26 protein-coding genes and 1 tRNA gene are annotated in these 26,503 nt (G+C 44.8%); 19 read left to right on the forward strand and 8 right to left on the reverse strand.

Going from position 1 to position 26,503, the window contains the following annotated elements:
* Positions 1 to 7: 7 nt before the first annotated feature.
* Positions 8 to 541, reverse strand: coding sequence for an NADPH-dependent FMN reductase (locus tag ACPD8L_RS04515; RefSeq protein ID WP_423942232.1), 534 nt, complete (start codon positions 539 to 541; stop codon positions 8 to 10).
* Between the two features lie 129 nt (positions 542 to 670).
* Between ACPD8L_RS04515 and ACPD8L_RS04520 the strand changes: the two genes are divergently transcribed.
* Positions 671 to 1,867: an acyltransferase family protein gene (locus ACPD8L_RS04520; protein WP_423942234.1), complete on the forward strand. Its 1,197-nt coding sequence runs from the start codon at positions 671 to 673 to the stop codon at positions 1,865 to 1,867.
* Between the two features lie 78 nt (positions 1,868 to 1,945).
* Here the strand turns inward: ACPD8L_RS04520 and lpdA are convergent, their stop codons facing one another.
* From lpdA to ACPD8L_RS04535, 3 genes are all read right to left on the reverse strand, one after another.
* Positions 1,946 to 3,352: a dihydrolipoyl dehydrogenase gene (gene lpdA / locus ACPD8L_RS04525; protein WP_423942237.1), complete on the reverse strand. Its 1,407-nt coding sequence runs from the start codon at positions 3,350 to 3,352 to the stop codon at positions 1,946 to 1,948.
* 128 nt (positions 3,353 to 3,480) lie between these two features.
* Positions 3,481 to 3,870 carry a hypothetical protein gene (locus tag ACPD8L_RS04530; RefSeq protein WP_147300836.1) on the reverse strand — a complete coding sequence of 130 codons (390 nt, stop codon included), beginning with the start codon at positions 3,868 to 3,870 and terminating at the stop codon, positions 3,481 to 3,483.
* 108 nt (positions 3,871 to 3,978) lie between these two features.
* Complete coding sequence (locus ACPD8L_RS04535; protein ID WP_293300900.1) at positions 3,979 to 4,437, reverse strand: Lrp/AsnC family transcriptional regulator; 459 nt, start codon at positions 4,435 to 4,437, stop codon at positions 3,979 to 3,981.
* Positions 4,438 to 4,589: 152 nt separating this feature from the next.
* Between ACPD8L_RS04535 and ACPD8L_RS04540 the strand changes: the two genes are divergently transcribed.
* From ACPD8L_RS04540 to ribB, 11 genes are all read left to right on the forward strand, one after another.
* Positions 4,590 to 5,813 (forward strand): aminotransferase class I/II-fold pyridoxal phosphate-dependent enzyme, encoded by a 1,224-nt coding sequence (locus ACPD8L_RS04540; RefSeq protein WP_423942241.1) that lies wholly within the window; start codon positions 4,590 to 4,592, stop codon positions 5,811 to 5,813.
* Between the two features lie 68 nt (positions 5,814 to 5,881).
* A complete protein-coding gene (gene nhaC, locus ACPD8L_RS04545; protein WP_423942244.1) occupies positions 5,882 to 7,372 on the forward strand; it encodes a Na+/H+ antiporter NhaC in 1,491 nt (496 codons plus the stop codon).
* 209 nt (positions 7,373 to 7,581) lie between these two features.
* On the forward strand, positions 7,582 to 8,226 hold the full coding sequence (locus ACPD8L_RS04550; protein ID WP_293300905.1) for a peroxiredoxin: 645 nt from the start codon (positions 7,582 to 7,584) through the stop codon (positions 8,224 to 8,226).
* Positions 8,227 to 8,231: 5 nt separating this feature from the next.
* A complete protein-coding gene (locus ACPD8L_RS04555) occupies positions 8,232 to 8,546 on the forward strand; it encodes a thioredoxin family protein (RefSeq protein ID WP_293300907.1) in 315 nt (104 codons plus the stop codon).
* Positions 8,527 to 8,784, forward strand: a complete 258-nt coding sequence (locus ACPD8L_RS04560; protein ID WP_293300909.1) for a DUF6952 family protein — start codon at positions 8,527 to 8,529, stop codon at positions 8,782 to 8,784. Before ACPD8L_RS04555 ends, ACPD8L_RS04560 begins: the two co-directional genes overlap by 20 nt.
* A 93-nt stretch (positions 8,785 to 8,877) precedes the next feature.
* On the forward strand, positions 8,878 to 9,384 hold the full coding sequence (gene tpx, locus ACPD8L_RS04565) for a thiol peroxidase (protein WP_423942247.1): 507 nt from the start codon (positions 8,878 to 8,880) through the stop codon (positions 9,382 to 9,384).
* The gene (locus ACPD8L_RS04570; RefSeq protein ID WP_116217831.1) at positions 9,377 to 9,742 is read left to right on the forward strand and encodes a diacylglycerol kinase family protein; all 366 of its coding nucleotides are present in this window, start codon (positions 9,377 to 9,379) and stop codon (positions 9,740 to 9,742) included. Before tpx ends, ACPD8L_RS04570 begins: the two co-directional genes overlap by 8 nt.
* A 62-nt stretch (positions 9,743 to 9,804) precedes the next feature.
* Positions 9,805 to 12,186: a DNA translocase FtsK gene (locus ACPD8L_RS04575; RefSeq protein WP_423942249.1), complete on the forward strand. Its 2,382-nt coding sequence runs from the start codon at positions 9,805 to 9,807 to the stop codon at positions 12,184 to 12,186.
* A 4-nt stretch (positions 12,187 to 12,190) separates the two neighbouring features.
* Positions 12,191 to 12,838 (forward strand): outer membrane lipoprotein periplasmic chaperone LolA1, encoded by a 648-nt coding sequence (gene lolA1, locus ACPD8L_RS04580; RefSeq protein WP_423942250.1) that lies wholly within the window; start codon positions 12,191 to 12,193, stop codon positions 12,836 to 12,838.
* A gap of 3 nt (positions 12,839 to 12,841) precedes the next feature.
* The gene (locus tag ACPD8L_RS04585) at positions 12,842 to 14,329 is read left to right on the forward strand and encodes an LptF/LptG family permease (protein WP_116217834.1); all 1,488 of its coding nucleotides are present in this window, start codon (positions 12,842 to 12,844) and stop codon (positions 14,327 to 14,329) included.
* Positions 14,329 to 15,465 (forward strand): 3,4-dihydroxy-2-butanone-4-phosphate synthase, encoded by a 1,137-nt coding sequence (gene ribB / locus ACPD8L_RS04590; protein ID WP_116217835.1) that lies wholly within the window; start codon positions 14,329 to 14,331, stop codon positions 15,463 to 15,465. The genes ACPD8L_RS04585 and ribB overlap by 1 nt, the downstream gene beginning before the upstream one ends.
* A 28-nt stretch (positions 15,466 to 15,493) precedes the next feature.
* Here ribB and ACPD8L_RS04595 read toward each other — a convergent pair whose 3' ends face one another.
* Both ACPD8L_RS04595 and ACPD8L_RS04600 read right to left on the reverse strand, forming a co-directional pair.
* Complete coding sequence (locus ACPD8L_RS04595) at positions 15,494 to 16,684, reverse strand: DegT/DnrJ/EryC1/StrS family aminotransferase (protein WP_423942252.1); 1,191 nt, start codon at positions 16,682 to 16,684, stop codon at positions 15,494 to 15,496.
* A gap of 15 nt (positions 16,685 to 16,699) precedes the next feature.
* Positions 16,700 to 17,506, reverse strand: a complete 807-nt coding sequence (locus ACPD8L_RS04600; protein ID WP_423942253.1) for a sulfite exporter TauE/SafE family protein — start codon at positions 17,504 to 17,506, stop codon at positions 16,700 to 16,702.
* A 103-nt stretch (positions 17,507 to 17,609) separates the two neighbouring features.
* Between ACPD8L_RS04600 and ACPD8L_RS04605 the strand changes: the two genes are divergently transcribed.
* Positions 17,610 to 17,694 (forward strand) — tRNA-Ser (locus ACPD8L_RS04605).
* A gap of 53 nt (positions 17,695 to 17,747) precedes the next feature.
* On the opposite strand, the gene ACPD8L_RS04610 is transcribed toward ACPD8L_RS04605, so the two are convergent.
* A complete protein-coding gene (locus ACPD8L_RS04610) occupies positions 17,748 to 18,377 on the reverse strand; it encodes an NAD(P)H-dependent oxidoreductase (RefSeq protein ID WP_116217838.1) in 630 nt (209 codons plus the stop codon).
* Between the two features lie 150 nt (positions 18,378 to 18,527).
* Between ACPD8L_RS04610 and ACPD8L_RS04615 the strand changes: the two genes are divergently transcribed.
* The 5 genes from ACPD8L_RS04615 to ACPD8L_RS04635 all read left to right on the forward strand — a co-directional run bounded on the left by ACPD8L_RS04615 (position 18,528) and on the right by ACPD8L_RS04635 (position 22,828).
* Positions 18,528 to 18,923, forward strand: coding sequence for a DoxX family protein (locus tag ACPD8L_RS04615; RefSeq protein WP_116217839.1), 396 nt, complete (start codon positions 18,528 to 18,530; stop codon positions 18,921 to 18,923).
* 72 nt (positions 18,924 to 18,995) lie between these two features.
* Positions 18,996 to 19,352, forward strand: a complete 357-nt coding sequence (locus tag ACPD8L_RS04620) for a tRNA-binding protein (RefSeq protein ID WP_423942254.1) — start codon at positions 18,996 to 18,998, stop codon at positions 19,350 to 19,352.
* Positions 19,353 to 19,373: 21 nt separating this feature from the next.
* Positions 19,374 to 20,405: a DUF4421 family protein gene (locus ACPD8L_RS04625; RefSeq protein ID WP_423942255.1), complete on the forward strand. Its 1,032-nt coding sequence runs from the start codon at positions 19,374 to 19,376 to the stop codon at positions 20,403 to 20,405.
* 254 nt (positions 20,406 to 20,659) lie between these two features.
* Entirely contained in the window at positions 20,660 to 21,499 is an 840-nt protein-coding gene (locus ACPD8L_RS04630) for a hypothetical protein (RefSeq protein WP_423942257.1), read from the forward strand.
* 684 nt (positions 21,500 to 22,183) lie between these two features.
* Entirely contained in the window at positions 22,184 to 22,828 is a 645-nt protein-coding gene (locus ACPD8L_RS04635) for a response regulator (RefSeq protein ID WP_116217842.1), read from the forward strand.
* Positions 22,829 to 22,897: 69 nt separating this feature from the next.
* Here the strand turns inward: ACPD8L_RS04635 and dnaK are convergent, their stop codons facing one another.
* The gene (gene dnaK, locus ACPD8L_RS04640; RefSeq protein WP_116217843.1) at positions 22,898 to 24,814 is read right to left on the reverse strand and encodes a molecular chaperone DnaK; all 1,917 of its coding nucleotides are present in this window, start codon (positions 24,812 to 24,814) and stop codon (positions 22,898 to 22,900) included.
* A 227-nt stretch (positions 24,815 to 25,041) separates the two neighbouring features.
* Between dnaK and ACPD8L_RS04645 the strand changes: the two genes are divergently transcribed.
* Positions 25,042 to 26,466 (forward strand): L-serine ammonia-lyase, encoded by a 1,425-nt coding sequence (locus tag ACPD8L_RS04645; protein ID WP_423942259.1) that lies wholly within the window; start codon positions 25,042 to 25,044, stop codon positions 26,464 to 26,466.
* Positions 26,467 to 26,503: the final 37 nt, after the last annotated feature.

Here is a 26,503-nt window from a genome sequence, read left to right on the forward strand (position 1 = left end):
GGGATGTCTATTGAAGTGTTTGTAGAAAAGTGTGCAAAGCCTTTTGGTGATTCTCTTTCAAATCGCTGTCCGCAATACTCCCATCCTTAAAATTCTCATGGAACGAAGGCAGGGAGAAGGTGGATACAATCTCTGCACCAAATCTAGGCAGCATATTTTCGGTAATGCCCAAAGAACCTATACCCCCTCGTTTACCTCCCGAAGTTGACATGAGAAAAACTTTTGTGCCTTCCAAAAATTTACGATCTATCCGGGACAGCCAATCCAGTACATTCTTAAAATAGGCCGAAGGATTTCCATTATGCTCGTTCACGGAAAGGACCAACCCCTGCACTTTTTGGATTTTATCTTTCAAGTCTACCAAGGTATCGGGATATCCTTCTTGTTTTTCAAGATCCTCACTGAACATGGGAAATGGATGCTGGGCCATGTTGAGTTCCTGAATATCATGGTCTTGTACCAATGAAGTGGTATATTGAACCAATTTAAAATTGATGGAAGTTGAAGAATTGCTTCCGGCGAGTGCCAAAATTTCAGCCATTACAAGAAATGTTTGATTGTTTCGCTAAAATACCCCAATTGGGGAACAGATGCGAGTATTTTGTATAATTTTGCCCCGGAAAGCATCCAAACCCGCTGCTAAACAAGTATATAGGGTAGCCAAAAGCAAATGAACGCACAGACCAACAGATTGTATTTTATTGATGCCATGCGGGCGTGGGCCATCCTTATGATGCTCCAAGGGCATTTCATTGATGGGCTAATGGACCCTATTTATAGGGATACTGGAAACGCTGCGTTCAATATCTGGCTGTACTTTAGGGGCATCACCGCGCCGGTCTTCTTTACGGTTTCCGGATTTATTTTCACCTATTTGCTGATTCGGGTGCCGCAGAAAGGATTTGAAAACCCTAGGGTATCCAAAGGTATTCGTCGTGGATTGCAGCTTTTATTGATTGGCTATTTACTCCGTTTGAACCTTTTCGGGCTCTTCAAAGGACAGGTGTACAACGCTTTCTATCTGGTGGATGTATTGCACTGCATTGGCCTTTCCATTCTTGTTTTGATAGGGATTTATCTCATCACAAGTAAGCGAAAACCATATCTTTTCCCAACACTTCTCTTAGGCATCACGCTGGTGTTGTTCCTCTTTGAGCCGGTATACAAACAGTGGTCGTTTTCCTTTTTGCCCAATGCCTTGGCCAACTATTTCACCAAGGCCAATGGGTCCGTATTCACGATAATCCCTTGGTTGGGCTATACCGCCTTGGGTGGATTTATCTCGGTACTCTTCACCCGATTCAAAAATTTTAAACACTTGTACACGGTGGGAATTCCTTTGGCAACGGTGGTGGGGTATTTGTTGATCTATCATTCATCCAGTGCCTTTGCATTCCTATATGCATTTACGGGATGGGAGTTTTTTGGATTGATTCCCTTGAACAACTACCTCTTCATTAGGCTTGGGAATGTCTTTATCGTTTTTGCCGTGTTCATGCTCCTACGGAAATTCTTGACCAACCGTACCATTTTGAACATAGGCGCCAGTACATTGTCCATTTATGTAATCCACTTTATTATTCTCTACGGTAGTTTTACCGGATTGGGGCTTTATCGCTTCTTTAACCACTCCCTAACCCCACAGATAGTGATTCCCGGGGCCATTCTCTTTATGGTGGTCTGTACCTATTTGGCCTTGAAATACAACCGACATGAAGCGGAGATAAAATCGCAGATTGCTTGGGCTTTGGCTTCCATAAAGCGTCAAGCCATTGAGGTAAAGGAAGCTTCAATTCCCCTGTTGAGGGAACTTTCCATCCGTGCGCGATTGGTATTGCGCAGATTTCTACGTACCGTTAGGGGCTAAAAAAGCCCAAAACGTCAGCGATTTAACTCGATGACCCTTTGGGCAAAATTTCATACAGCCAAGGGCTAATACTATACTTTAAACATGTATGGCCCTGTCGTCCGTGGCGGCCAAGGCAGCTTCCTTAACGGCTTCTGCGAAGGTTGGGTGGGCATGGCTCATACGGGCAATGTCTTCGGCAGATGCCCTGAATTCCATGGCCGTGACCCCTTCAGTGATCAAATCCGCACTTCGGGCACCGATCATGTGCACACCAAGGACCTCATCGGTCTTTTTATCGGCCAAGATCTTTACAAATCCATCAATATCCATACTGGCACGGGCACGGCCCAAGGCACGCATGGGGAATTGACCCACTTTATATTCCACACCAGCTTCCTTGAGCTGTTCTTCGGTTTTACCCACCGCGGCAACTTCTGGCCAAGTGTATACTACTCCGGGAATCAGGTTATAGTCGATATGTGGTTTTTGACCTGCCAACAATTCCGCCACCAAAGTTCCTTCTTCTTCGGCCTTATGGGCCAACATAGCACCACGAATCACATCCCCAATAGCGTAAATATTGGATACATTGGTCTGAAGGTGGTCGTTCACCTCCACTCTACCGCGGTCATCCAACTTCACTCCAGCAGCTTCAACATTCAATCCGTCCGTATACGGTCTTCTTCCCACACAGACCAAGCAATAATCCCCCGTGAAGGTGACCTCCTGTCCTTTTTTATCATCGGCTTTCACAATGACCTCATCGCCTTTGCGCTCCACCGACTTTACTTTGTGGGATAAGTTGAACTTCACCTTTTGCTTCTTCATCACCTTCATCAACTCTTTGGAAAGCGCCCCATCCATTCCGGGGATAATGCGGTCCATGAACTCCACTACGGTCACTTCGGCACCAAGACGTTTGTACACTTGTCCCAGCTCCAGTCCAATGACCCCACCTCCAATGACGATCATATGCTTGGGCACCTCTTTCAGTTTCAATGCCTCTGTTGACGTAATGACTCGCTCTTTATCAATTTTGATGAAAGGCAGCGAAGATGGCTTGGAGCCTGTGGCAATAATGGTATGCTTTGCTTCGATGGTCTCTTTTTTGCCATCGGTTTTATCAATATTAATGTGGGTGGCATCCTTAAAACTGCCCAAACCTTCATAAACATCAATCTTGTTTTTATCCATCAAGAATTGGATTCCTTTGGTGGTCTGGTCAACAACACCCTGTTTACGGGCGATCATCTGCTCCAGGTTTACCTTTATCTCTCCAGGAATATCAATTCCGTGCTCTTCAAAATGTTTTACGGCATCTTCGTAATGATGCGAGGAATCCAAAAGGGCTTTGGATGGGATACAACCTACATTTAGGCAGGTTCCCCCCAGGGTGGCATATTTTTCAATTATTGCAGTTTTCATTCCCAATTGGGCACAACGGATTGCCGCTACATAGCCTCCAGGTCCAGAGCCAATAATGGCCACATCATATTGATTCATAGTAAATGCTTAGAGATAATTATTCGTTCGATTATCAACTACAAAAATAACAATGTTTCTCCGATAGACCATGCATTTTTCCTTAACATATCCGAGTAAAAAAGTTGGGTGCGCCCTTGGCGGAACAACTATACTGGAGCCAATGGGAATTTAACGGCGCCGTAGCATCCCAACCAAAGTCCACCCAAAAGAGAAAGGTGTACGCCCGACTCAAACCACAAAGGTCCACCCCACTGTCCACAAAGCGCCACCATGGATAATTTTCCAACAATAAAGAGGGAGATGAAAAAATGGGGCCAAAAATTATCCCGGACCACTATCAATGAAGAAATGAAACCTGTGAGAACGGCCGAGGTGAACATGGCCAAAGTACCCAGTGTCAAATCCATTGGGGAGGACGAGCAAAAGCTCATGCCTTCAAACAAAATATCTTGGGAAAGTGTGGTGTACAGGACTAAACACAGCCCTCCAATGACCGTGGCCAACACGGTGAGAAACAATCGGGTACGGGTTTTCATGACGGAAAAAGAAGTCTTTTGATGGTTGTTCGTTTTTTGATACGCCAAAAATTACGCATCCCCCTTTATCCAATGGACTTTTTTAACACCGATTTAGGTTAAAGTTTGCTAAATATGGACTGCCGGACTGTTTTTCACCTCATTGATAACGAACGAACTCTGCGTATTCCCAATATTGTTGATGGTGGTAAGCTTGGTCAGCATGAATTCGCGATAACTCTTCATATCCCCCACATGGATCTTTAAAATATAGTCATAGTCGCCCCCTACATGAAAGCATTCGGATACTTCTTCCAACTTAAGGATTTCCCGTTCAAATTTCAATACATTTTCCTTGGTATGCTGTACCAACCGTATCTGGCAGAGCACCATAAAATCGCGCCGTACTTTCTCCTTGTCAACCAAGGCCACATATTGGGTGATTACCCCATTGCGCTCCAATCGTCGTATACGCTCATACACCGCCGTTTTGGAGAGTTGTAAGCTGTCCGCGTATTGTTTTGTGGTTTTTTTGCAGTCCTCCTGAAGCAAGTACACCAGCTTTATATCTGTTGGGTCGAGTTCCATGCTGATATTTTTTCTGTATCTGATTAAATATTACATCAAAATTAGAATATAAATCTTTATTAAAAATGAAATATAGAATGGAAATCTAAATTTAAATTAAATTATTGATTTTATGTCTTTAGTTGAATACTTTCACCTAAAATTATCACACAATGGACTACAAAGCATCGGAACACATTCAAGACCTGCAATATTTTGGTGAGTTTGGTGGGGTGAACCCCTCCATATCGGACTCGTCCACCTATACCTTTCTTTCCGCAAAGACCATGTTCGACACCTTTGAGGGTAATACTGAAGGTTGCTATCTGTACAGCAGACATTCCTCCCCTTCCAATCTGTATTTGGGAGAGGCCATGGCCCAGCTGGAAGGCACGGAATCGGCCAATGTATTTGCTAGTGGAATGGGCGCCATCAGCGCTGTGGTTTTTCAACTTTGCGATACGGATGACCATATTGTTTGCAGCAGGACCATTTACGGAGGCACCTATGCCTTTTTGAAAAACTTCGTGAAGAAGTTCAATATTTCCACATCCTTTATAGATATCACCGACTTGGACATGGTGGAGCAATCCATCACCCCAAAGACCAAAATAATCTATTGCGAAGCCATCAGCAATCCCCTGTTGGAAGTAGCGGACATCGCAGCCCTATCCAAATTGGCCAAGAAACATGGTATTCCTTTGGTGGTGGACAATACCTTCTCCCCTTTGAACATTAACGCGGCCCAATTGGGTGCGGACATTGTCATCCACAGTCTTACCAAGTTCATCAATGGCAGCAGTGACTGCGTAGCGGGGGCGGTTTGTGCGTCAAGTGATTTCTGCCTAAGCCTAAAAGATGTGAACAACGGAGCGGGAATGCTCATGGGAAGCACGTTGGACAGTCTTCGGGCGGCATCCATCCTCAAAAATATGCGTACGCTGCACATCCGTATCAAAAAGCACAGTGAAAATGCCCTCTACTTGGCACAAGAATTTGAAAGGGATGGTTTAAAAGTGGTCTATCCGGGATTGGAAAGTCACCCTGGTCACAAGTTGATGAAATCCCAAATGAATCCGGAATACGGTTTTGGCGGTCTGCTCACCTTGGACGTAGGCTCCGTAGATCGGGCCAATGCTTTGATGGAACTCATGCAAACCGAAAAATTGGGCTATTTGGCGGTGAGCCTCGGTTTCTACAAGACCCTTTTCAGCGCATCGGGCAGTTCTACCTCTTCGGAAATTCCCATGGAAGAGCAGGAAGCGCTGGGATTGTCGCAAGGACTTATCCGCTTTTCCATTGGATTGGACAATAATATCCACCAGACCTATTTGGCCATGAAGAGCTGCATGGAAAAATTGGGGATTCTGTCCCTGTCCCATTCCGCTATGGATTAAACGATAAAAAGCCGTTTGGAGAACAAGGTTCAAAATCGTAATATTACCTCTTAACAAACTCAGACCACATGCCAAACAAAGAGGAAAAGCCAAAGTACAGACAGGATGAACATATTGTTGAAAATAAGCAGCTGACCATTGGGGAAGCCTTGATTCCTGTTTTTGCGCTGGTAGCTATGTTGGCCTACAATGTTTATGTTTTTGGTGATGACGCCCTGAGCGGTTCCAATCAGTTTATCCTTCTTATGGGTGGTGCCATGGCGGCCATCGTGGGGTTTTTCAATAAAGTATCCTACAAACAAATGATTGCCGAAGTGGCCGAGAATGTGCGTTCCACTACCGGGGCCCTACTCATTTTATTGATGGTAGGCGCCCTTTCCGGGACTTGGTTGGTCAGTGGTATTATTCCGGCCATGATCTATTACGGCCTCCAAATATTGAATCCCACCATATTTTTGGCAGCCTGCGTAATTATTTGCGCCATTATTTCCATTGCCACGGGAAGCAGCTGGACCACGGCCGCAACGGTGGGTATTGCCTTGGTGGGCATTGGTGAAGCTTTGGGCATTTCTTTGGGAATGACGGCTGGCGCGGTACTTTCAGGAGCTTACTTCGGAGATAAAATGTCCCCTTTGAGTGACACTACCAACTTGGCCCCTGCCATGGCGGGCGGCGAATTGTTCTCCCATATTCGGTATATGGCACTGACCACCGTACCCACTATCACCGTAACCTTATTGGTGTTCATTATTATGGGCTTTACCGTTGAAACCGAAGGAGTGGCTGACACAGGAGCTATTCTTGAGACCATTGGAAGTACCTTTAATATCAATGGTTGGTTATTCTTGGTCCCCGTTGCGGTGATTTTCTTGATTGTTAAAAAAGCACCTCCTCTTTTGGCCTTGTTAATAGGAACTTTATTGGGCGGCGCCTTCGCATTGATTTTTCAGTCGGATATTGTCACCTCCATTAGCGGTAGCGAAAACCTCACCTTTGAATCAGGATACAAGGGCATTTTAAATGCGATCACCGTAGACACCTCCATTGCCACGGACGACCCCGCACTGAACGACCTATTCTCCTCGGGAGGAATGGCAGGTATGCTGGACACCATTTGGTTGATTGTCTGTGCCATGGTCTTTGGCGGCATCATGGATGGTATTGGTGCCTTGGAGCGCATTACCGAATCCTTATTGAAAATGGCCAAGACCACATTTGGGCTTTTTGCCAGTACCGTGGGCAGTTGTTTGGCGCTCAATGTAACCGCATCGGACCAATATCTGGCCATTGTGGTCCCCGGAAAAATGTTTTCCAAAGCTTATGAAGAACGGGGACTGGCCCCGGAAAACTTAAGTAGGTCCCTTGAAGATTCAGGAACCGTGACCTCCGTATTGGTGCCTTGGAACACCTGCGGAGCCTACCATAGCGGCGTATTGGGCGTTGGTGTTATGGAGTATGGAGTTTATGCCATATTTAATTGGTTGAGTCCGTTCATGACCTTGTTGTTCGCAGCCTTCAAAATCAAGATTAAAATGTTGACCGAAAAGACCCCTGCTTAAAAATTTGCAGCCTCATTTCCTCACGAGCTTCGTTTCTTTGCCAAATTATGATTTTTCACCCTTTGGAATTGTTGGCTTTTCAAAAATCCAACGTTTTTTTTACACCATAAGTCACGGCTATCCTTCCATAGGAAATACTGATTTTTTCCTTTGGGAAAGGCATTCCCCTGCGCTAATTTTGCAGTATAACCTTTATAAAAAACACAAGAATGACATTAGTCGGAAGAAAATTTCCAAACATCGAAGTAAATGCCATTGATGAATTGGGTGACACTTTCAAAATCAACATTTTAGAAAAAGCCAAGGCTGAAAGGAAGAAAATTTTGCTTTTCTGGTACCCAAAGGATTTCACCTTTGTTTGTCCAACGGAGCTACACGCTTTCCAACAACATTTGGCAGAATTTGAAAAAAGGAACACTTTGGTGATTGGCGCATCTTGCGATACTGCAGAAGTACACTTTGCTTGGTTGAACACTGCCAAGGACAATGGTGGGATTGAAGGGGTAACGTATCCTATCGTTGCCGATAGCAACAGAAACTTGGCCAAGGCTTTGGGCATTTTGGATATCACAAATGAAGATTATAACGAAGAGACCGACTCTGTTCTTGTGGAAGGTGACAATGTAACCTATAGGGCTACCTATTTGATCGACGAAGAAGGTACGGTGTTCCATGAAGGCATCAACCACATGCCTCTTGGTAGAAACGTAAAGGAATTCATCCGTTTGGTGGATGCATTTGCCCACGTACAGGAAAAAGGAGAGGTATGTCCTGCCAACTGGGAAGAAGGCAAGGAAGCCATGAACGCCAACCGTGACGGAGTAGCGGAATATTTGGCCAACCACGTAAACTAAGCGCCATGATCATAGAATTGGAAAAAGATAACCTGAGCGAGCTTGTTGCCAGTAACGAGTCCGTGGTGGTGCAATACTCCGCATCCTGGTGTGGAAATTGCAGGATCATGAAGCCTAAGTTTAAAAAAGAGGCTTCCCTTAACCAAAATGTCACTTTTGTGATGGTTGATGCCGAAAAATTCCCGGAATCACGGAAAATGGCCAATGTGGACAACCTGCCCACCTTTGCCGCTTTTTCCAACGGGACATTGAAAAATCAGGTGCAGACCAACAAATATGATGTACTAAAAACCTTGGTCAATGAAGTTGCCCATCATTAAACAGTTGGTAAATTTTGTTGAGGAGCATGACGAGGATTATCTGTTGGAAACCGCAGAGACCTTGGAAAGCATCTGTGAGGTCTCTACGTTAAAGGACAACGAACTGGACACCATAGGAGAAATCATCTCCAATATCTATGGCGCCTTGGAAGTGTCCAACGAGATACAAAAGGGGACTCCCAAGAAAGAGGCCATGAATGCCTTTATGTCGCGGGTGCTCAGTTCCATCGACAAATAAACCTTACTATATTTTATAGTCAAGAACCTTCCCGCAATGCATTACGGGAAGGTTTTTTTTAAGTACTTTTGGAGCTGAACCAAATATAAAAACATGGCTACAGTCACCTTAAAAGGAAATGAAATACACACCCTTGGAAACCTTCCAGAGAACGGTTCCCAAGCCCCGGAATTCAAACTGACCAAGAACGACCTCTCCCCTGCTTCCCTTTCGGATTATGCAGGCCAGAAAGTGGTCTTGAACATATTCCCAAGTATAGATACGGGCACTTGTGCCCAATCTGTCCGTCAATTCAACCAAGAAGCGGCCGAACTGGACAACACCAAGATACTTTGCATCTCCAAAGACCTTCCCTTTGCCCAAACCCGTTTCTGCGGTGCCGAAGGCATTGACAAAGTGGAGACCCTATCCGATTTCAGGGATGGAAACTTCGGAAAATCCTATAAAGTAGAGTTTACCGATGGCCCATTGCAAGGGCTTTTGTCACGCTCCGTGGTGGTGCTCAATGAAAAGGGACAGGTCATCTATTCCGAGCAAGTTTCCGAAACTGTGGAAGAGCCCAATTACAAAGCTGCGCTTGAAGCATTGATGGATGCCTAAGGAATCTTTTTTCAATAATAGAATTCGCAGTATCGGTTATGCGCTCAAAGGCATGTTCTTGCTTTTGCGTACCGAGGCCAGTATCAAAATACAGTTTTTTATTGCCTTGGTAATGACCGCAGCCGGATTCTATTTTGAAATATCGGCCACGGAATGGATGCTTCAACTCTTTGCCATTGGATTGGTCATGGGCATAGAGGGAGTGAACACGGCCATTGAAAAACTGGCGGACTATGTACAACCTGATCAAGACCCTAAAATTGGTCTGATCAAAGATATTTCCGCGGGTGCAGTGATGATCGTATCCATCATGGCCAGTATTATTGGATTGATCATCTATATACCCAAATTGATGTAAGAACATCCAAGACCCGGTATAGCAGCGTAAATTTGTAAATTAGCCCCATAGCAAACGGATTAATGGCAAAGAAAAGGACAAAATCAAAATCCAAACCTACAACCGCCAAAAAGAAGGCCTCCTTTAGACCTTCCAAGCAAAACAAGATCATCTTGGGCAGTTTGCTGATTGTTCTCAGCATAGCACTTTTCTTCTCGTTCATGTCCTATTACTTTACATGGCAGGAAGATCAGAGCATTCTCTCCGAATTTGCCCACAGAAATGCCCAGGCCAGCAACTTACTGAACAAGTTCGGGGCCAGTGTGAGCCATTTTTTCATGTACCAAGGATTTGGTCTTGCATCGTTTGCCTTTCCCTTATTACTGGCCGTCACTGGGTTATACCTGTTTTTGGGACTAAGTGGAAAAGGCCTCATTGGCAAATGGATTTGGGGCTTTATCGGTATTATCTGGGTATCCATCGCCTTGGGCTTCTTTGCTTCCAGCCAACCTTTGTTGGGTGGGCTTATTGGCTTTGAAATGAACGATTTCCTCCAAGATTACACCGGAAAAATAGGGGTGTTCTTGATTTTGATTTTTATGCTGATGGTCATCTTGGTACAACTCTTCAATTTTACGCCCGAAGGGGTCGCCAATTTCTTCCGTTCGCAACGCCAAAAAATAAAGTCCGATTTTCAAACGGAAACCCCTGTTGCAAAAAAACAAGAAACGGAAGAGCTCCCTATTGAGCTGAACCTGAAAGAGGAAGAGGAAGTTCCCGTTGCCGTGGACACCTATACCCATAAAAAAGATATCCCACCCCTTCAGAATGAAGCCGGGTTGGATGTGAACCTTCCCCAAGAGGAAGAGGCCGACATCAGTCTGGAGGTTGAAAAAGTCAAGGAAGAAAAAGAGGAAAAAGACATCAAGGCCGAAAAATTGGTCAAGGATTTTGGGGAATTCGACCCTAAACTGGAACTCGGCAGCTACAAGTTCCCACCTTTGGAACTATTGGAGGCGCATGGTGCAGCCGGTGGCATTACCATCAACCAAGAGGAACTGGAGGAAAACAAAAACCGTATTGTAAGTACCCTTAAGAATTACAAAATCGGGATTGCACAGATCAAGGCCACCATAGGCCCTACGGTCACCCTATACGAGATTGTCCCCGAAGCGGGTATCCGTATCTCCAAGATCAAAAACCTGGAAGACGATATCGCCCTTTCCCTCGCCGCATTGGGCATTCGGATCATTGCTCCCATTCCAGGCAAGGGAACCGTGGGTATTGAGGTGCCCAACAAGAACGCGTCCATTGTTTCCATGCGATCTGTGATAGCGTCCAACAAGTTTCAAAAAGCGGAAATGCAACTTCCCATTGCCTTTGGAAAGACCATTAGCAATGAGACTTTTGTTGTGGATCTGGCCAAAATGCCCCACCTGCTCATGGCGGGTGCCACCGGACAAGGAAAATCCGTAGGATTGAATGCGGTGATCACCTCGCTCCTCTATAAAAAACACCCGGCGGAAATCAAGTTCATTTTGGTCGACCCCAAAAAGGTGGAATTGACCCTCTACAACAAAATTGAAAGGCATTTCTTGGCCAAGCTCCCGGATTCGGATGAAGCCATCATTACGGACAACACCAAGGTGATCAATACCCTGAACTCGCTCTGTATTGAGATGGACAATCGCTATGAGCTGTTAAAAGCAGCCATGGTACGGAACATTAAAGAGTACAATGCCAAGTTCAAGGCCCGTAAATTAAATCCGAACGATGGGCATAAATTCCTTCCCTACATCATTTTGGTGATCGATGAGTTTGCAGATTTGATCATGACCGCAGGCAAGGAAGTGGAAACCCCCATTGCCAGATTGGCACAGTTGGCCCGTGCCATTGGAATTCATTTGATCATTGCCACCCAACGGCCTTCGGTCAACGTGATCACGGGCATTATAAAAGCCAACTTCCCGGCAAGGATTGCGTTCCGGGTAACCTCCAAGATAGATTCACGGACCATTCTGGACGCCCAAGGTGCCGACCAACTCATTGGCCGCGGGGACATGCTCTACACCCAAGGGAACGATGTGACCCGTTTGCAATGTGCCTTTGTAGATACGCCCGAAGTGTCCAAGATCACCGAATACATTGGTTCGCAACGCGCCTACCCTGAGGCCCATTTACTGCCAGAATACGTAGGTGAAGACTCTGGCACGGGTATTGATTATGATATTTCGGAAAGGGATGCCATGTTCCGCGAAGCCGCCGAAGTCATCGTTACGGCACAACAAGGTTCCGCCTCCCTGATCCAGCGAAAACTGAAATTGGGATACAACCGGGCCGGTAGGATCATTGATCAACTGGAAGCCGCCGGGATCGTAGGTCCTTTTGAAGGAAGCAAAGCCCGTCAGGTCTTGATTCCGGACATGTATTCCCTGGAACAATTTTTAGAAAACGAATCAAAATAATACCATGATCAAAAAACACATTCTTTTTATCGGACTTTTTACCGTTGCACTATTCTCATATGGGCAGAGCTCATCACAGGCCAAGGCACTTTTGGACGAAGTCTACAATAAGGTGAAAAGCTATGACAATATCTATATCGATTTTACATCGACCTTGGAGAACAGTGAGGCCAATTTAAAGCAGGAAACACACGGTAATGTTTCCTTGAGTGGCGAAAAATACTTTCTGAACTATTTTGGGGCCCAACAATTATATGATGGCAACAAGGTATACACCATTGTCCCCGAAAATGAGGAAGTGACCATTGAGGATGTTGATCAAGATGCTGACAATGTGAGCCCTTCAAAAATGCTTACCTTCTACAAAACCGGACACAACTATGCTTGGGACATATTGCAAAATGTGGGCGGAAGGAAAATACAATATGTAAAGCTCACCCCCATTGATTCCAATACGGAGATCAAATCCGTGCTCTTGGGCGTTGACACACAGACCAAGCATATCTACAAGCTTATCCAGACGGGAAACAACGGCACAAAAACCACTATAACCGTTAATTCTTTCAAAACCAACCAGCCTTTTTCAAGTACCCTATTTACCTTTGACGAGAAAAAATACGAGGATAAAGGGTATTACATAACACGAAACTAGCCATTGAAAATACTAGACCAGTATATATTATCGAGGTTTCTCTATAACTTCTTTAGCTCCTTTGTCATCTTGATCGTCATATTCATCTTTCAGGGAATATGGCTTTTTATAGATGATTTGGCAGGAAAAGGTCTAGGCATGGTCATTATTGGGAAGTTTATTTTTTATTTCATCCCCACTTTGGTGGACAAGGTATTGCCCTTAACCGTATTGCTGTCGTCCATCCTCACCTTTGGTACCTTTGCGGAAAACTATGAGTTCGCTGCCATGAAAGCTTCAGGGATATCCCTACAGCGAGGAATGCGAAGCTTGGTCATTTTCGTACTTTTTCTAGGGGTGGTCACCTTTTTCTTCGCCAACAATGTTATTCCAAAATCCGAACAAAAAATATTCAACCTTAGACGTAACATTGCCAAGGTAAAACCAGCCGCAGCCATTACCGAAGGGGTTTTTAGTGATTTTGAGGGTACCGGTGAGGGCATGAACATTAAAGTGGAACGCAAGTACGGGGAACAAGACCGGTTTTTGGACAATGTGGTCATCCACAAAAAAACCAACCAAAATGTAAACAGCACGGTCATCAAGGCCAAAGGAGGGGAATTGATCAGTAGTGAGGATTCCGACATTATCCAGTTGGTGCTGAAAGATGGCAATTACTACGAGGAGCTGGTTCCAAAGGATAACAAGGAAAAAAGAAAACAACCTTTCGCCAAGGCCCATTTTGAAACCTATACCATCAACATAGATATATCGGAACTGAACAATCAAGATTTGGAGGAAGACGGGAATATTACCACGGACAAAATGAAGAATGTGGGGCGTTTGATCAAGGATATCGACTCGTTGGGAACCAACAATTTGGAAAAGGTCGAGGCATTCTCCAAGAATATCGTCAATCGTATGGGGGCATTTCCTCCAAAAGCAGCTATTAGGGACACCATTCAAGCCGCGACCCAGATTCCTGTAAATAAAATTTCAAAAGATTCCCTCAAAAGTGTGGACGAACTTTTGGAATCGTTCCAAGATTGGCAGCAGTTACAAATCGTTAACAATGCCAAAAATTCGGTCACCAGTATCTTGACCACCGTAGTTTCCAAGAAAGATGAATTGCAGCAACGGTTCAAGTTCTACAACAGTCATATTCTTTCCTTGCATAAAAAGTTCGCCTTGGCATTTTCGTGCATTATTCTATTTTTTGTAGGAGCACCCTTAGGGGCCATTATCCGAAAAGGAGGTCTGGGATTGCCCATGGTGATTGCCATTGTCTTATTTTTGACCTATTATTTTATTGGGGTATTCGCCGGAAACTACGCCAAGGAAGGTAATATACACCCCGCGATCGGAGCCTGGCTTTCCACCTTGATCATGCTGCCCTTGGGTATTTCATTGACCAAAAGGGCCACTGCGGATAGAGGACTGTTTGGGTTTGGACACATTATAGATCGTATTAGAAGCATATTTAAACGAAAAAGAAAAGATTCTGAAGAGTAATGGTCGAGGAGAAAAAAATACAGTTGCACGCCATAGAGGAAGCCATTGAAGACATCAGACAAGGCAAGGTCATTATTGTGGTGGATGATGAAAACCGCGAGAATGAAGGCGATTTTGTGGCCGCTGCCGAACTGATTACCCCTGAAACAGTGAATTTCATGGCCACCCATGGCCGAGGGCTTATCTGTGCCCCACTTACCGAAGGGAAGTGCAAGGATTTGGGACTCCACAAAATGGTGACGCACAATACCGACCCCTTGGAAACTGCCTTTACGGTTTCTGTGGATTTGAGGGGAAATGGGGTCACCACGGGAATTTCCGCTTTGGATAGGGCCAAAACCATCTTGGCCTTGACCGATGCCAACACCAAGGCCCATGAACTGGCCCGCCCGGGACATATTTTTCCACTCATTGCCAAGGAAGGTGGTGTGCTACGCCGTACAGGACATACCGAAGCCGCTATTGATTTTGCCCGCTTGGCGGGATTGGAGCCTGCTGGCGTCATCGTGGAAATCATGAACGAGGATGGCACCATGGCCCGTTTGCCCCAACTTTTGGAAGTGGCGAAAAAATTTGACCTTAAGATCGTTTCCATCGAGGATTTGATCGCTTACCGAATGGAGCATGATAGCCTGATTGAACTCAAAGAAGCTTTCACTATCCAAACCCGATTTGGGGAATACCGTCTGCGCGCCTACAAACAGACCACCAACGATCAAGTACATATTGCCTTGGTCCGAGGGAGCTGGAAACACGGTGACCCGGTCTTGACCCGTATCAATTCCACTTTGGTGAACAATGATATTTTGGGCACCTTGACCAACAATCCGGATGAGACCTTGAACCGAATGTTCAATGCCTTGAACGCTGAAGACAAAGCCGCTATGATTTTCATCAATCAAGGGAACCAATCCAAAAATTTATTGGGCCGTTTGGCAGAATTGAAGAAACTTCAGGCAGAGGGTGTCCTCAAAGCTCCCAAAATTGATATGGACACGAAAGATTTTGGGATTGGTGCTCAAATATTACACGACCTCAATATTTCCAAAATCCGCTTGCTTTCAAATTCCGCACAGACCCGCCGAGTTGGAATGGTAGGTTACGGTTTGGAAATTGTGGAGTATGTGAAGTATTAGGTTTTTCCCAAATACAAAATTGGACCTATCAGGCTTTTTCAAGGATTTCCACCATTTTTTTAGCCCTTTCCCGGACTTCAGTTTCAGTCCAACTTAATTTAATCAGACATGAAATGGTCCTGCCTATCCAGTGGTCCGATGCGGAAAAATCGGCCTTGGAGTAATCCGGTAAGCCCTCAATGACTTCTTGGGGCAGGTTGCCCAATGATTCCAATTGGGTGAGGTGTTCCCATTTTCTATAGTAGTGCCAGTTGTTGTTGTACCAATAGAAGCAGGCATCAACTCCGTTTTCCCCCAAAGTTTTGTGGGCTTGTTGGGCAATCGCTTCCGAAGGAAGAAAGAAACTCAGGAATGAATAGTTTTCCTCTCCCCCATCAGGCACCGTTCGAAAGGTAACCTCTGGAACCTGTGATAGCGCTTCCCTTAAAATGGTATAATTTTTCTTCTGTAGCGCGATAAATTCATCCAGTCTATTCAGTTGAGCCAGTCCCACGGCAGCGTTCAATTCTGAAATCCGAAAGTTGTATCCCAAGAAAGGATGCGCTTCCGCCCCCCTATCATTTCCAATATGGTCGTGCCCGTGGTCGGAATATTTATGGGCATTTTGGTAATAGGCTTCATTATTGGTGATAACGGCTCCTCCCTCACCACAGGTGATGGTTTTTACGTAATCAAAAGAAAAACAGCCCAAATCCCCAATACTGCCCAAAGGTTTTCCTTTATAACTTCCCCCAATGGCCTGGCAGGCATCTTCCAAAAGCAGAAGGTCGTGTTGGTCACAAATCTGTTGTAACGCTTCCAAATTGGCCATGGAGCCGCACATATGTACGGGCATCACCACTTTGGTTTTTGACGTTATGGCTTTTTCCACTGCGGAAGAATCTAACGTCAAGGTATCATCTATGTCCACCAAAACAGGAATGGCGCCAAGCGCCAAAATAGATTCAAAACTGGCCACAAAGGTGAACGTGGGCATAATTACCTCATCCCCTGCCCCTATTCCGGCACTGGCCAACGCAACCGTAAGGGCGGCCGTACCACTGCTCAACAGGTGTACGTGTTTGGACTTCATTTTAGCGGAAAGGGCAGTTTCCAACTCCTTTGCCTTCCAATGTCCGTCACGCATTCCATCGAACCCATAACGCATCAATACCCCAGAATCCAGCACATCCTGTACCTGTTCCCGTTCCTTATCTCCAAAAAGTTCAAAACCCGGCATACTATTTTATATAAGTTATTTATCACAAAAATCCCCAAAGACAGAGGAACAAATCCAATCTATCAATTGATCACCAAACCACAGTTTAATGGCCATGGCAATGACCACAACCACTAAAAAAGTCTTTATGAATCCGTCTCCCTTTTTTACAGAATAACGGCTCGCCACCCATGCCCCGGAGCCATTTCCAATGGCCAAAATAAGCCCCAATTTCCAATTCACCTTATCATTAAGGGCAAAAACGGCCAAGGCGGACAGCATATATATAAAAACCACGGCCACCTTGGTGGCATTGACCCGAACGAGGTTCATCCGGTTTACGTAGTGCATGAAAAATATCATTAAAAAACCTAGACCTGCATTGATGAATCCGCCATAGATCCCAAAAAAGAAGAACACAATGAGGCTCAACCATAGGTATTTGCCCGTGAGCCTTTCTTCCATATCCTCCAAACGCATTTTGGGCTTAAAAACAATGATCAACACCACGGCCAACATGACCATGGCCAAAATCCGGTTAAAGGTCTCGCCGTTGATATCAATGGCAATCCAAGCTCCCAAAATAGCCCCTAAAAAGGCCGCAATACCCAAATATAGATTGAATGGAAAGGTAGAAACCCCCTTACTCTTGAAACCCGCGGTAGCCAAAGCCGTTTGGATAACGATGGCCACCCTATTGGTCCCGTTTGCCACGGCCGGGGGAAGCCCTAAAAAGATAAGGGTGGGCAAGGACAGTAGGGAACCACCTCCCGCCACGGTATTGATGAAGCCCACGGCAAAACCAACCGCAACCAAAAGCACATAGTGGTACCATTCCATCATGTACACAAAAGTACTCCCTTAAAATGGGATTCATTGGTGTAAAAAATTAAAGTTTATAAACTTTTACAGAACCAAAAAAGCTTTATATATTTGCACCCGCTTAGGAGGAATGGCAGAGTGGTCGAATGCGGCAGTCTTGAAAACTGTTGAGGGTCACACCTCCGGGGGTTCGAATCCCTCTTCCTCCGCTTAATGACGTGAAAAGCCCCTTAGATAGGGGCTTTTTTTAACTCTTTACCCTTCACAAAATCTCAAAGAGCTCTTCAAGCGGCTTGCGCACCTTTTTTCTAAACTGGGTATGGTCTTCTTTGGAGCGATAGCCCACGGGAACTATCACGCTTGCATTCAACCCTTGTTCGTCCAGCCCTAGGATTGCATTGTACTTTTGCACCTCATAGCCTTCCATGGGGCAAGCATCAATCCGCAACTCGGCACAGGCCATCAAAAGCGTGGACATGGCCAGATAGGTCTGTTTTTCGGACCATGAAATCCAAGTGGGTTCATCCATTTCCACCAAACTACGTTTGATCAAGTTCCCATATCCCTCCAATTTGTCCACGGGGGTGCCCTGTATTTGTGAAATGGATTGGATATAGGTGTCCACGTCTTCATCCTTTCGCTCTGTATAGTTGCAGAACACAAAAAGATGGGAGGCATCCGTAATCTGGTCTTGGTTCCATGAGGCCGCTTTCAATTCCTCCTTGAGCCTCTGGTTTGAAATCACCAATACTTTATACAACTGTAGTCCATAGGACGAGACCGATAACTGTATCGCCTCTTTCAGCTTTTCCATATCCTCTTCGGATACTTCTTGGGTGGGATCGAATGTTTTGGTGGCATAACGCCACTTTAAATGCTCCAGTAATTCCATCTATCATTTCTCGATTGCGATGGGAATGTCCCATGCTGATTCTCATACAAAAATAACCCATTGTATAAAATTATGGCCAATACAACTTTTAACGTTAACTACGTCACACTTTTACGACCTAGATGGTACCATTATTAAAACAGCACCATCATGACCCGTACATCCATCATCCATCTATTATTGAAAATCATTGCCTCGGTAATTTTATTGCAGACCCTATACTTTAAGTTCACCGCCGCCCCAGAATCGGTATATATTTTTGAGACCTTGGGTCTGGAACCGGTTGGGCGGATAGGAATCGGGGTATTGGAACTGGTAACGGCCATTCTTTTGTTAGTGTCAAGAACCACTGGGCTTGGGGCGGTATTGGGCATGGGAATCCTTGGAGGGGCCATTTTTTCTCACCTTACCCTGCTTGGTATTGAAGTCCAGAATGATGGAGGTACCCTTTTTATTTTGGCCCTGATCACTTTTGCCATTTGCTGTTTCTTGGCTTGGCAACATCGCTTTGAAATCCCCATATTGAAAAACCTATTGGGAAAGTGATAATATGGAGTTAAACCCATTATGGGTTTTGGCCCATTGGAAATGGAGATTGTACCTTGCATAAAAAAGCATATGTCCGTGGATATTGAACCCGACCGAAACCTTAGCTGGGAAGATTTTCAAAAAGTACAGATGGTGGTCGGCACCATCATTAGTGCTGAAATATTTGAGGAAGTCAGAAACCCGGCCTATAAAATGATCATCGATTTTGGCGACTTGGGAAAACAAAAGACCTCTGCCCAAATCACACAACTGTATACCCCCGAAGACCTTATTGGAAAGCAAGTGGTGGCCGTGGTGAACTTTCCCCCTAAGCAGATTGCAAACATCATGAGCGAATGCCTTGTCCTTGGCGGAATTGGGGACAACAAGGAAGTAATCCTTATCCAACCGGAGCGAAACGTGAAAAACGGAACGCGGATTGGCTAAAGCTGTGTATCTTGTGGCTATATGTCCAGATACTTTCTTAATGGCCCCATACACTTTTCCCTTTTTGGGATTTTTTCCCTTGGTCTATTTTTTACATGCTGGCACGGCCATTCACAGCAAGATACGAGCAGGATAGTCACATACACGGACAAAATCATTTTAAAAGCCAATATAGATACCCGGACCGATGTACTCCTTTATAGAAACCGTACTGAGGATGCCAGACTGGAACTGGCTCCAAACAGCAGGTACCGGCTTTTTCTTTCCTTGGATTATGAATTCATCGGGGTAAGTGTAGGGCTCGTTCCAAAATTCCTTGGGGCCAATGCCGATGAGGACCTTAAGGGAAAATCGTCATTTACCGACTATCAATTTCGGTTCTTCTTGGGCAAATGGGTACAAGGTCTCAATTATAGCAAAACTTCTGGCTATTACGTAAAGAACACAGCCGATTTTGCCCCGGGCTGGATAGAGGGAACCAACTCGTACATACAATTCAACAACCTTACCAACTCGCATTATGGCATGTCTACTTCGTATGTACTCAACCCAAATTTTTCATATCGGAACATTGTCTATCAAAATGAGTGGCAAAAAGTAAGCAGCGGCAGTCTTATCCCAACCTTATATTATGACTACAATATTTTTTCTTTTGATGAACTGGGGCTCCGCAGCAAGGAAAAGTTTTTTAACCTGAGATTTTCCCCAAGATATTTCTACACCCATGTATTCCATGAGAATTGGTTTATTTCCGGAAATGTATCCCCTTCCCTAGGTGCTCGCTTCTCCAAAGATGAATCCACAGAAAATGGAATCACCGAGATTGAACGAAAGACCTATTTTACCCGTTCCGCTTCAGGCGGCATCAATTTGGGATACAGTTCGGAGAAAGTAATCTTTGGAGTCAATCTTACCCTTAACTCCAATTGGTATAACGAAGACAGCAACAGTAGTGTGAAGAATGACGAATTCTATGGGGTACTATATCTGGGGTATCGCTTTGAACCTCCACGATTTGTAAAAAAGGTATTCCGACCCTTTACGGCGAATTGAGATTAGCCCCTCATGTGCCCATCAACCTCAGATTGCGGTCTTTATATATATAAAAAGGTCACCTTTAAGCAGATAAAAGGTTAAAAATCACCGATAAACGTTACTTAGATGTTGTTTGAATGAAAAATCTTTAAAATTTTTTCGATAAAATGCACTTTTTACTCGGTAAAAGTAAAAACCTATGAAAAATTCATAAGTATTCCCTTAAAATCTTTTTGATCTTTGTCATGTATTAACCCCCAAATCAGAATATCATGACACGTTCACTTATCTACAGCCTACTTTTCTCTGGAATACTAATGTATAGTCAAAATACCAACGCCCAAATGGACAAGGACCTTGTATCCCATGCCATGGAAGGCAATTTATCTACCTTGGATGGTTATGTACCTTCCATGACGGTGACCCAAGATGGCCAAACGGCTTATTTCAGTAAAGCGACCTACCAAAAACCTTTAACTGGTGTGTTCTCCAAAAAAGAACTCATCCATGAAATTTATAGGGCCGAAAACATCAACGGCGAATGGAAAAATGTGACCAAAATGGAGGTTTGTCCAAAATATGCTTCCGCCAAGCACCCCACTATTTCTGATGATGGTAAGCGTTTGTTCTTCGCTTCCAACATGCGAGGCAGCTATGGAAAATACGATATCTATGTAGCCGAAATCAAATCTGATGGCAGTTTGGGCGTATCCAAAAATTTAGGGCCCAAGGTCAACACCAAAGAAGATGAGCTATACCCTAACCTCTATAATGGAACCTTGCTGTTCTTTGCTTCCGAAGGAAGGGATGGTTATGGTGGCCTGGACCTATATGCCACACAGGTTGTGTTGAACACCTTGACCCCTTCCGTAAACCTGGGAGACCATATCAACAGTGATCGTGACGACTACGCCATTCAATTGAGCCCTGAAAAGGGATTGGGATTTGTAGTCTCCAATCGAGGACAAAACCACACCATTTCACAGTATACCGTAGCCTACGGACATTCCAAAAAGGAGGACAACCGATACGTTGCGGAGCGGGATGCCAACATCCAAACCGCCATGAACACCACCCAAGAGTACACCAGTACTTCCTTTGAGGATAAATAAAATATGAAATTAAAGTCGGTCAACTACCTGAGGTGTCATCAGATTCTGTTTCATAGCCGAGATTCGAAACACTCATGACCATGATAAGAAAGACAGGGGGAACTGACAGTCTATCATAGAAGCGGGTTGTATTATTTCAATCTGACCGATTTTACCAAGAATAGGATGCATTAAAATGCATCCTATTTTTTTTCATTCCATTGTAAAGCAACTATTTACACCTAAATAATTGCTTCATAACCATTGATTTTCAGCAAATCCAATCCAATTGCCGGAATGCATTTGAACGAAAAACACTACAAAAAATTCTGTGGGAGTGAAAAAAAAACTAATTTAATTTTTGAAATAATACAAACCCAAATCTATTAGTCATGAAAACAAACTACAATTCTCGGAAAAAAGGCATACCTAAAGCTACCTACAAGCTACTTTTCTAAGGTACCCAATAACCTTTTCTAAACTACATTTTGATCTGACCCCATAAGGGTCGACCTGCCCTATTTGTTTGGTTCGGACAATGGCAGCATTAGGCGCGTGCATTTGACATTCAATGCAATGCTTCTTTGATATGCGTTCCATTTTCCTCCCCATTCAACTGGCGGAACAGGTAGTTTTTGCCCAAATTTTACCTAAAAGGGATTTAATTACAGTAACAGAATCAGATGACCCCCAAATCTATGCGTCATGAGAACTTACCCTTTACAAATTGCGATCATCGATAACGATGAAAGCCTAAACCCTATGTATAAATTGTATTTTGAAGATACAGTTGAATATGGACTGCACGGTATTTATAGGACCGTTCATGAACTTTTGTCCAATTTTGGAAGAAAAGCCCCGGATATCATTCTATCCGAAGTGGCCTTGACCGGAATTTCCGGAATTGATGGCCTGGAATACTTCCTCAGGAAAGATGAAGACCTGAAAATCTTGATGATGAGCCGAAAAAATGATTTCAAGCTCATCAAGGAAGCTTTTAAAAAGGGTGCCAGTGGCTACCTTACCAAACCTTTGACCAAAGAAAGGCTCTTTGCTGCCGTTGCAGCACTAGATCAGCACGGTGTAGCCCTGGAGCACGATGTGGCCAAAAAAATCATCCATTCTTTCCAGACCAAATCGTTTGACTCGTTTTCGAGAAAGGAAAACCAAATTGCCGAACTCCTTACCCAAGGATTCACCTATAAGATGATTGCGGACAAGCTCTGCGTTACGCCGAGTGCGGTCAATTTCCATATTCAAAACATTTACGTAAAACTCAATGTCAACTCAAAATCAGAAGCGTTGGAAAAGCTTCGTGAAATGGAAATGCGCCAATTGAACGCAGCATAAAACCCAAATCAAGCAAACAAAAAACCCTGACTTTGGTCAGGGTTTTTTATGGTTTATGCTATTAGAGTGTTACTTCACTTCCTCGAAGTCAACATCCTCTACATTATCACCTTCCTTGGCGTTGCCTCCAGCAGCGCTATCAGCACCGGCAGATGGGTCCGCACCATTGGCTTGGGCTGCATCGGCCTGGGCCTTGTACATCTCCTCGGAAGCTACTTTCCAAGCCTCGTTGATTTTCTCCAAAGCAGGCTCTATCACAGCAACATCTTTGGTCTCATAGGCTTTTTTCAACTCTTCCAGAGCATCTTCAATCGGCTTTTTCTTGTCATCGGACAATTTATCTCCAAACTCTTTCAACTGCTTTTCAGTTTGGAAGATCATACCATCGGCCTCGTTCAATTTATCAGCTTTTTCCTTGGCTTGTTTATCCGCCTCGGCATTGGCTTCGGCCTCAGCTTTCATCTTTTTGATTTCTTCCTCGGTCAAACCTGAAGATGCCTCAATACGGATATCTTGGGTCTTATTGGTAGCCTTGTCCGTTGCAGAAACCTTGATGATACCATTGGCATCGATATCGAAGGTCACTTCAATCTGAGGCGTACCTCTTGGTGCCGGTGGAATCCCGTCCAAGTGGAACCTTCCAATGGTCTTGTTATCTGCAGCCATGGGGCGCTCTCCTTGCAACACATGGATTTCAACCGAAGGTTGGTTATCCGCAGCTGTGGAGAATACCTGTGACTTTTTGGTAGGAATGGTGGTGTTTGCCTCGATCAATTTGGTAAACACACTTCCCATGGTCTCGATACCCAATGAAAGCGGGGTAACGTCCAAAAGAAGTACATCCTTCACGTCTCCGGTCAATACACCTCCTTGGATAGCGGCACCTACGGCCACTACCTCATCCGGGTTCACCCCTTTGGATGGTTTTTTGCCGAAGAATTTCTCAACAGCTTCCTGTACCGCAGGGATACGGGTAGAACCCCCTACCAAGATGATCTCATCAATATCGCTTTTTGAAAGACCTGCAGATTTCAATGCCGTCTCACAAGGTGCAATGGTTCTTTTTACCAAATCATCGATCAACTGTTCAAACTTGGCCCTTGACAAGGTACGCACCAAGTGTTTAGGACCTGACGCAGTTGCCGTTACGTAAGGCAAGTTGATTTCGGTCTGTGCAGAGGAAGACAATTCTATCTTGGCCTTCTCGGCAGCTTCACGCAAACGCTGAAGTGCCATGGCATCCTTACGAAGATCCATATCCTCATCCTTCATGAACTCCTCGGCCAACCAATCAATGATTTTTTGATCTACGTCGTCACCTCCCAAGTGGGTGTCCCCATCAGTGGCCAATACTTCAAAAACACCGTCGCCCAATTCCAAGATGGAAACGTCATGCGTACCTCCACCAAAATCGAACACTACGATTTTTTGATCGGTGTCTTTTTTATCCAAACCATAGGCCAATGAAGCAGCCGTTGGTTCGTTGATGATTCGTTCCACGGTAAGACCGGCAATCTCACCAGCTTCTTTGGTGGCCTGTCTTTGTGAATCGTTAAAGTAGGCAGGAACCGTGATCACCGCACGGGTTACATCCTGACCCAAATAATCTTCGGCAGTCTTCTTCATTTTCTGAAGGATCATGGCCGATAGTTCCTGTGGGGTATACAAACGACCGTCGATATCCACTCTTGGGGTATCGTTATCGCCCTTTACCACATTATAAGGAACTCTGTCTGCTTCCTTTTTGGATTCAGAGAATTTGTTCCCCATGAATCGCTTGATGGAATAAATTGTTTTGTTGGGGTTGGTAACCGCCTGTCTTTTGGCAGGGTCTCCCACCTTGATCTCTCCACCTTCCACAAATGCAATCACGGAAGGGGTGGTACGTTTACCTTCGGCATTTGGAATTACCACAGGTTCGTTACCTTCCATTACAGAGACGCAGGAGTTGGTCGTACCCAAGTCTATACCTATAATTTTGCTCATTGTATCTAAAGTTATATCTGTTTGAAATTCATTTTTGTCTCGTTCATGAAGTGTCAATGATCATGCCACGACCCAGAATATGACAAGGTGTCAGACAATCCCCATCAAATTCCATGAACACTCACAAATTGCCATGCTAAGGCAACCTTATAGGCATAAAATCATTGAGATTTATTTCCTGCTTTATCCCAACCTACTTGTTATATTTGGAAGAGTAAATTGGACCTATGGAATGTATCAGTGTATTTGATATGCTCAAAATCGGCGTGGGACCCTCAAGCTCCCATACCCTTGGCCCGTGGAGGGCCGCGGAACGATGGATCGGTGAACTTAAAGAACAGGAGGTCTTTGATGATGTTCAACAGGTCTCAGTCTTCCTTTTTGGCTCTCTTTCCCTAACAGGAAAAGGTCATGCCACAGATATTGCCGTTGTCATGGGACTGCTGGGTACCGATCCCGTAACGGTTCCCATTGACAGCATTGATGGGGCCATTGAAAACGTAAAGAGCAGTTCTACACTAAACTTGGGCGGAACCCATTCCATAGCCTTTGATTTTAAAAATGATATTGTCTTTAAAAAAGAATTCCTCCCCTTTCATTCCAATGGTATTCGCTTTGAGGCCCAGTTGACGAATGGGAAATCCGTTTCCGAAACCTATTATTCCATTGGAGGAGGGTTTGTGGTCAAGGAAGAACTGACACATTCCAAAGAGAATAAGGAAACGTTCAAAACGTTTCCGCATCCTGTAAAAACTGGTCAAGAATTACTGCAATACTGTCAGGAGCACCAAAAAGCCATTTCGGAAATCGTGTGGGAGAATGAACTTTCGTTGCGCCCAGCCAATGAAATCGACAAAGGATTGCAACGCATTTGGGATACCATGCTCGAATGTATGTACACGGGTTGCCATACCGAAGGAAAACTTCCGGGAGGGCTCAATGTAAAACGTCGTGCTTTTGAAATCCACCAAAAGCTGAAGGGTAACGTGTCCTACTCTACCCCCCAAGAATGGTTGGAGAGCATACGGGATACCGAAGTGAGGTTCCGGCAGATTATTAAATGGGTCAGTTGCTTTGCCCTGTCCGTAAACGAGGTCAATGCCTCATTGGGAAGAGTGGTCACGGCACCTACCAATGGCAGCGCAGGGGTAATCCCTGCCGTTTTGATGTACTATATGGTGATTGAAAACCACGATGCCGACTTTGATGATGTCCGACAGTTTTTATTGGTGGCCAGTGAAGTAGGGAGCATTTTTAAAAAAGGGGCCACCATCTCAGCCGCCATGGGAGGCTGCCAAGCTGAAATTGGAGTATCGTCAGCCATGGCCGCTGCCGGACTTACGGAGCTGATGGGCGGTACCCCCGAACAGGTATTGATAGCTGCCGAAATTGCCATGGAACACCATTTGGGACTCACCTGCGATCCCATTGGAGGGCTGGTTCAAGTGCCCTGCATAGAGCGCAATGCCATGGGAGCCATAAAGGCCATCAACGCTGCGGAACTGGCTCTTGACACCGACCCAAATGAGGTGAAGGTTCCCTTGGATAAGGTGGTCAATACCATGTGGGAAACCGCTAAGGACATGAGTTCCAAATACAAGGAAACCTCAGAAGGCGGTCTGGCCGTAGGGGTCTTCCTTAGCGACTGTTAAATGAGATCTCATCAAAAAAGACGGCTCCAGATACTGC

The organism is Flagellimonas algicida (assembly GCF_049629585.1).
Classification (GTDB): Bacteria; Bacteroidota; Bacteroidia; order Flavobacteriales; family Flavobacteriaceae; genus Flagellimonas.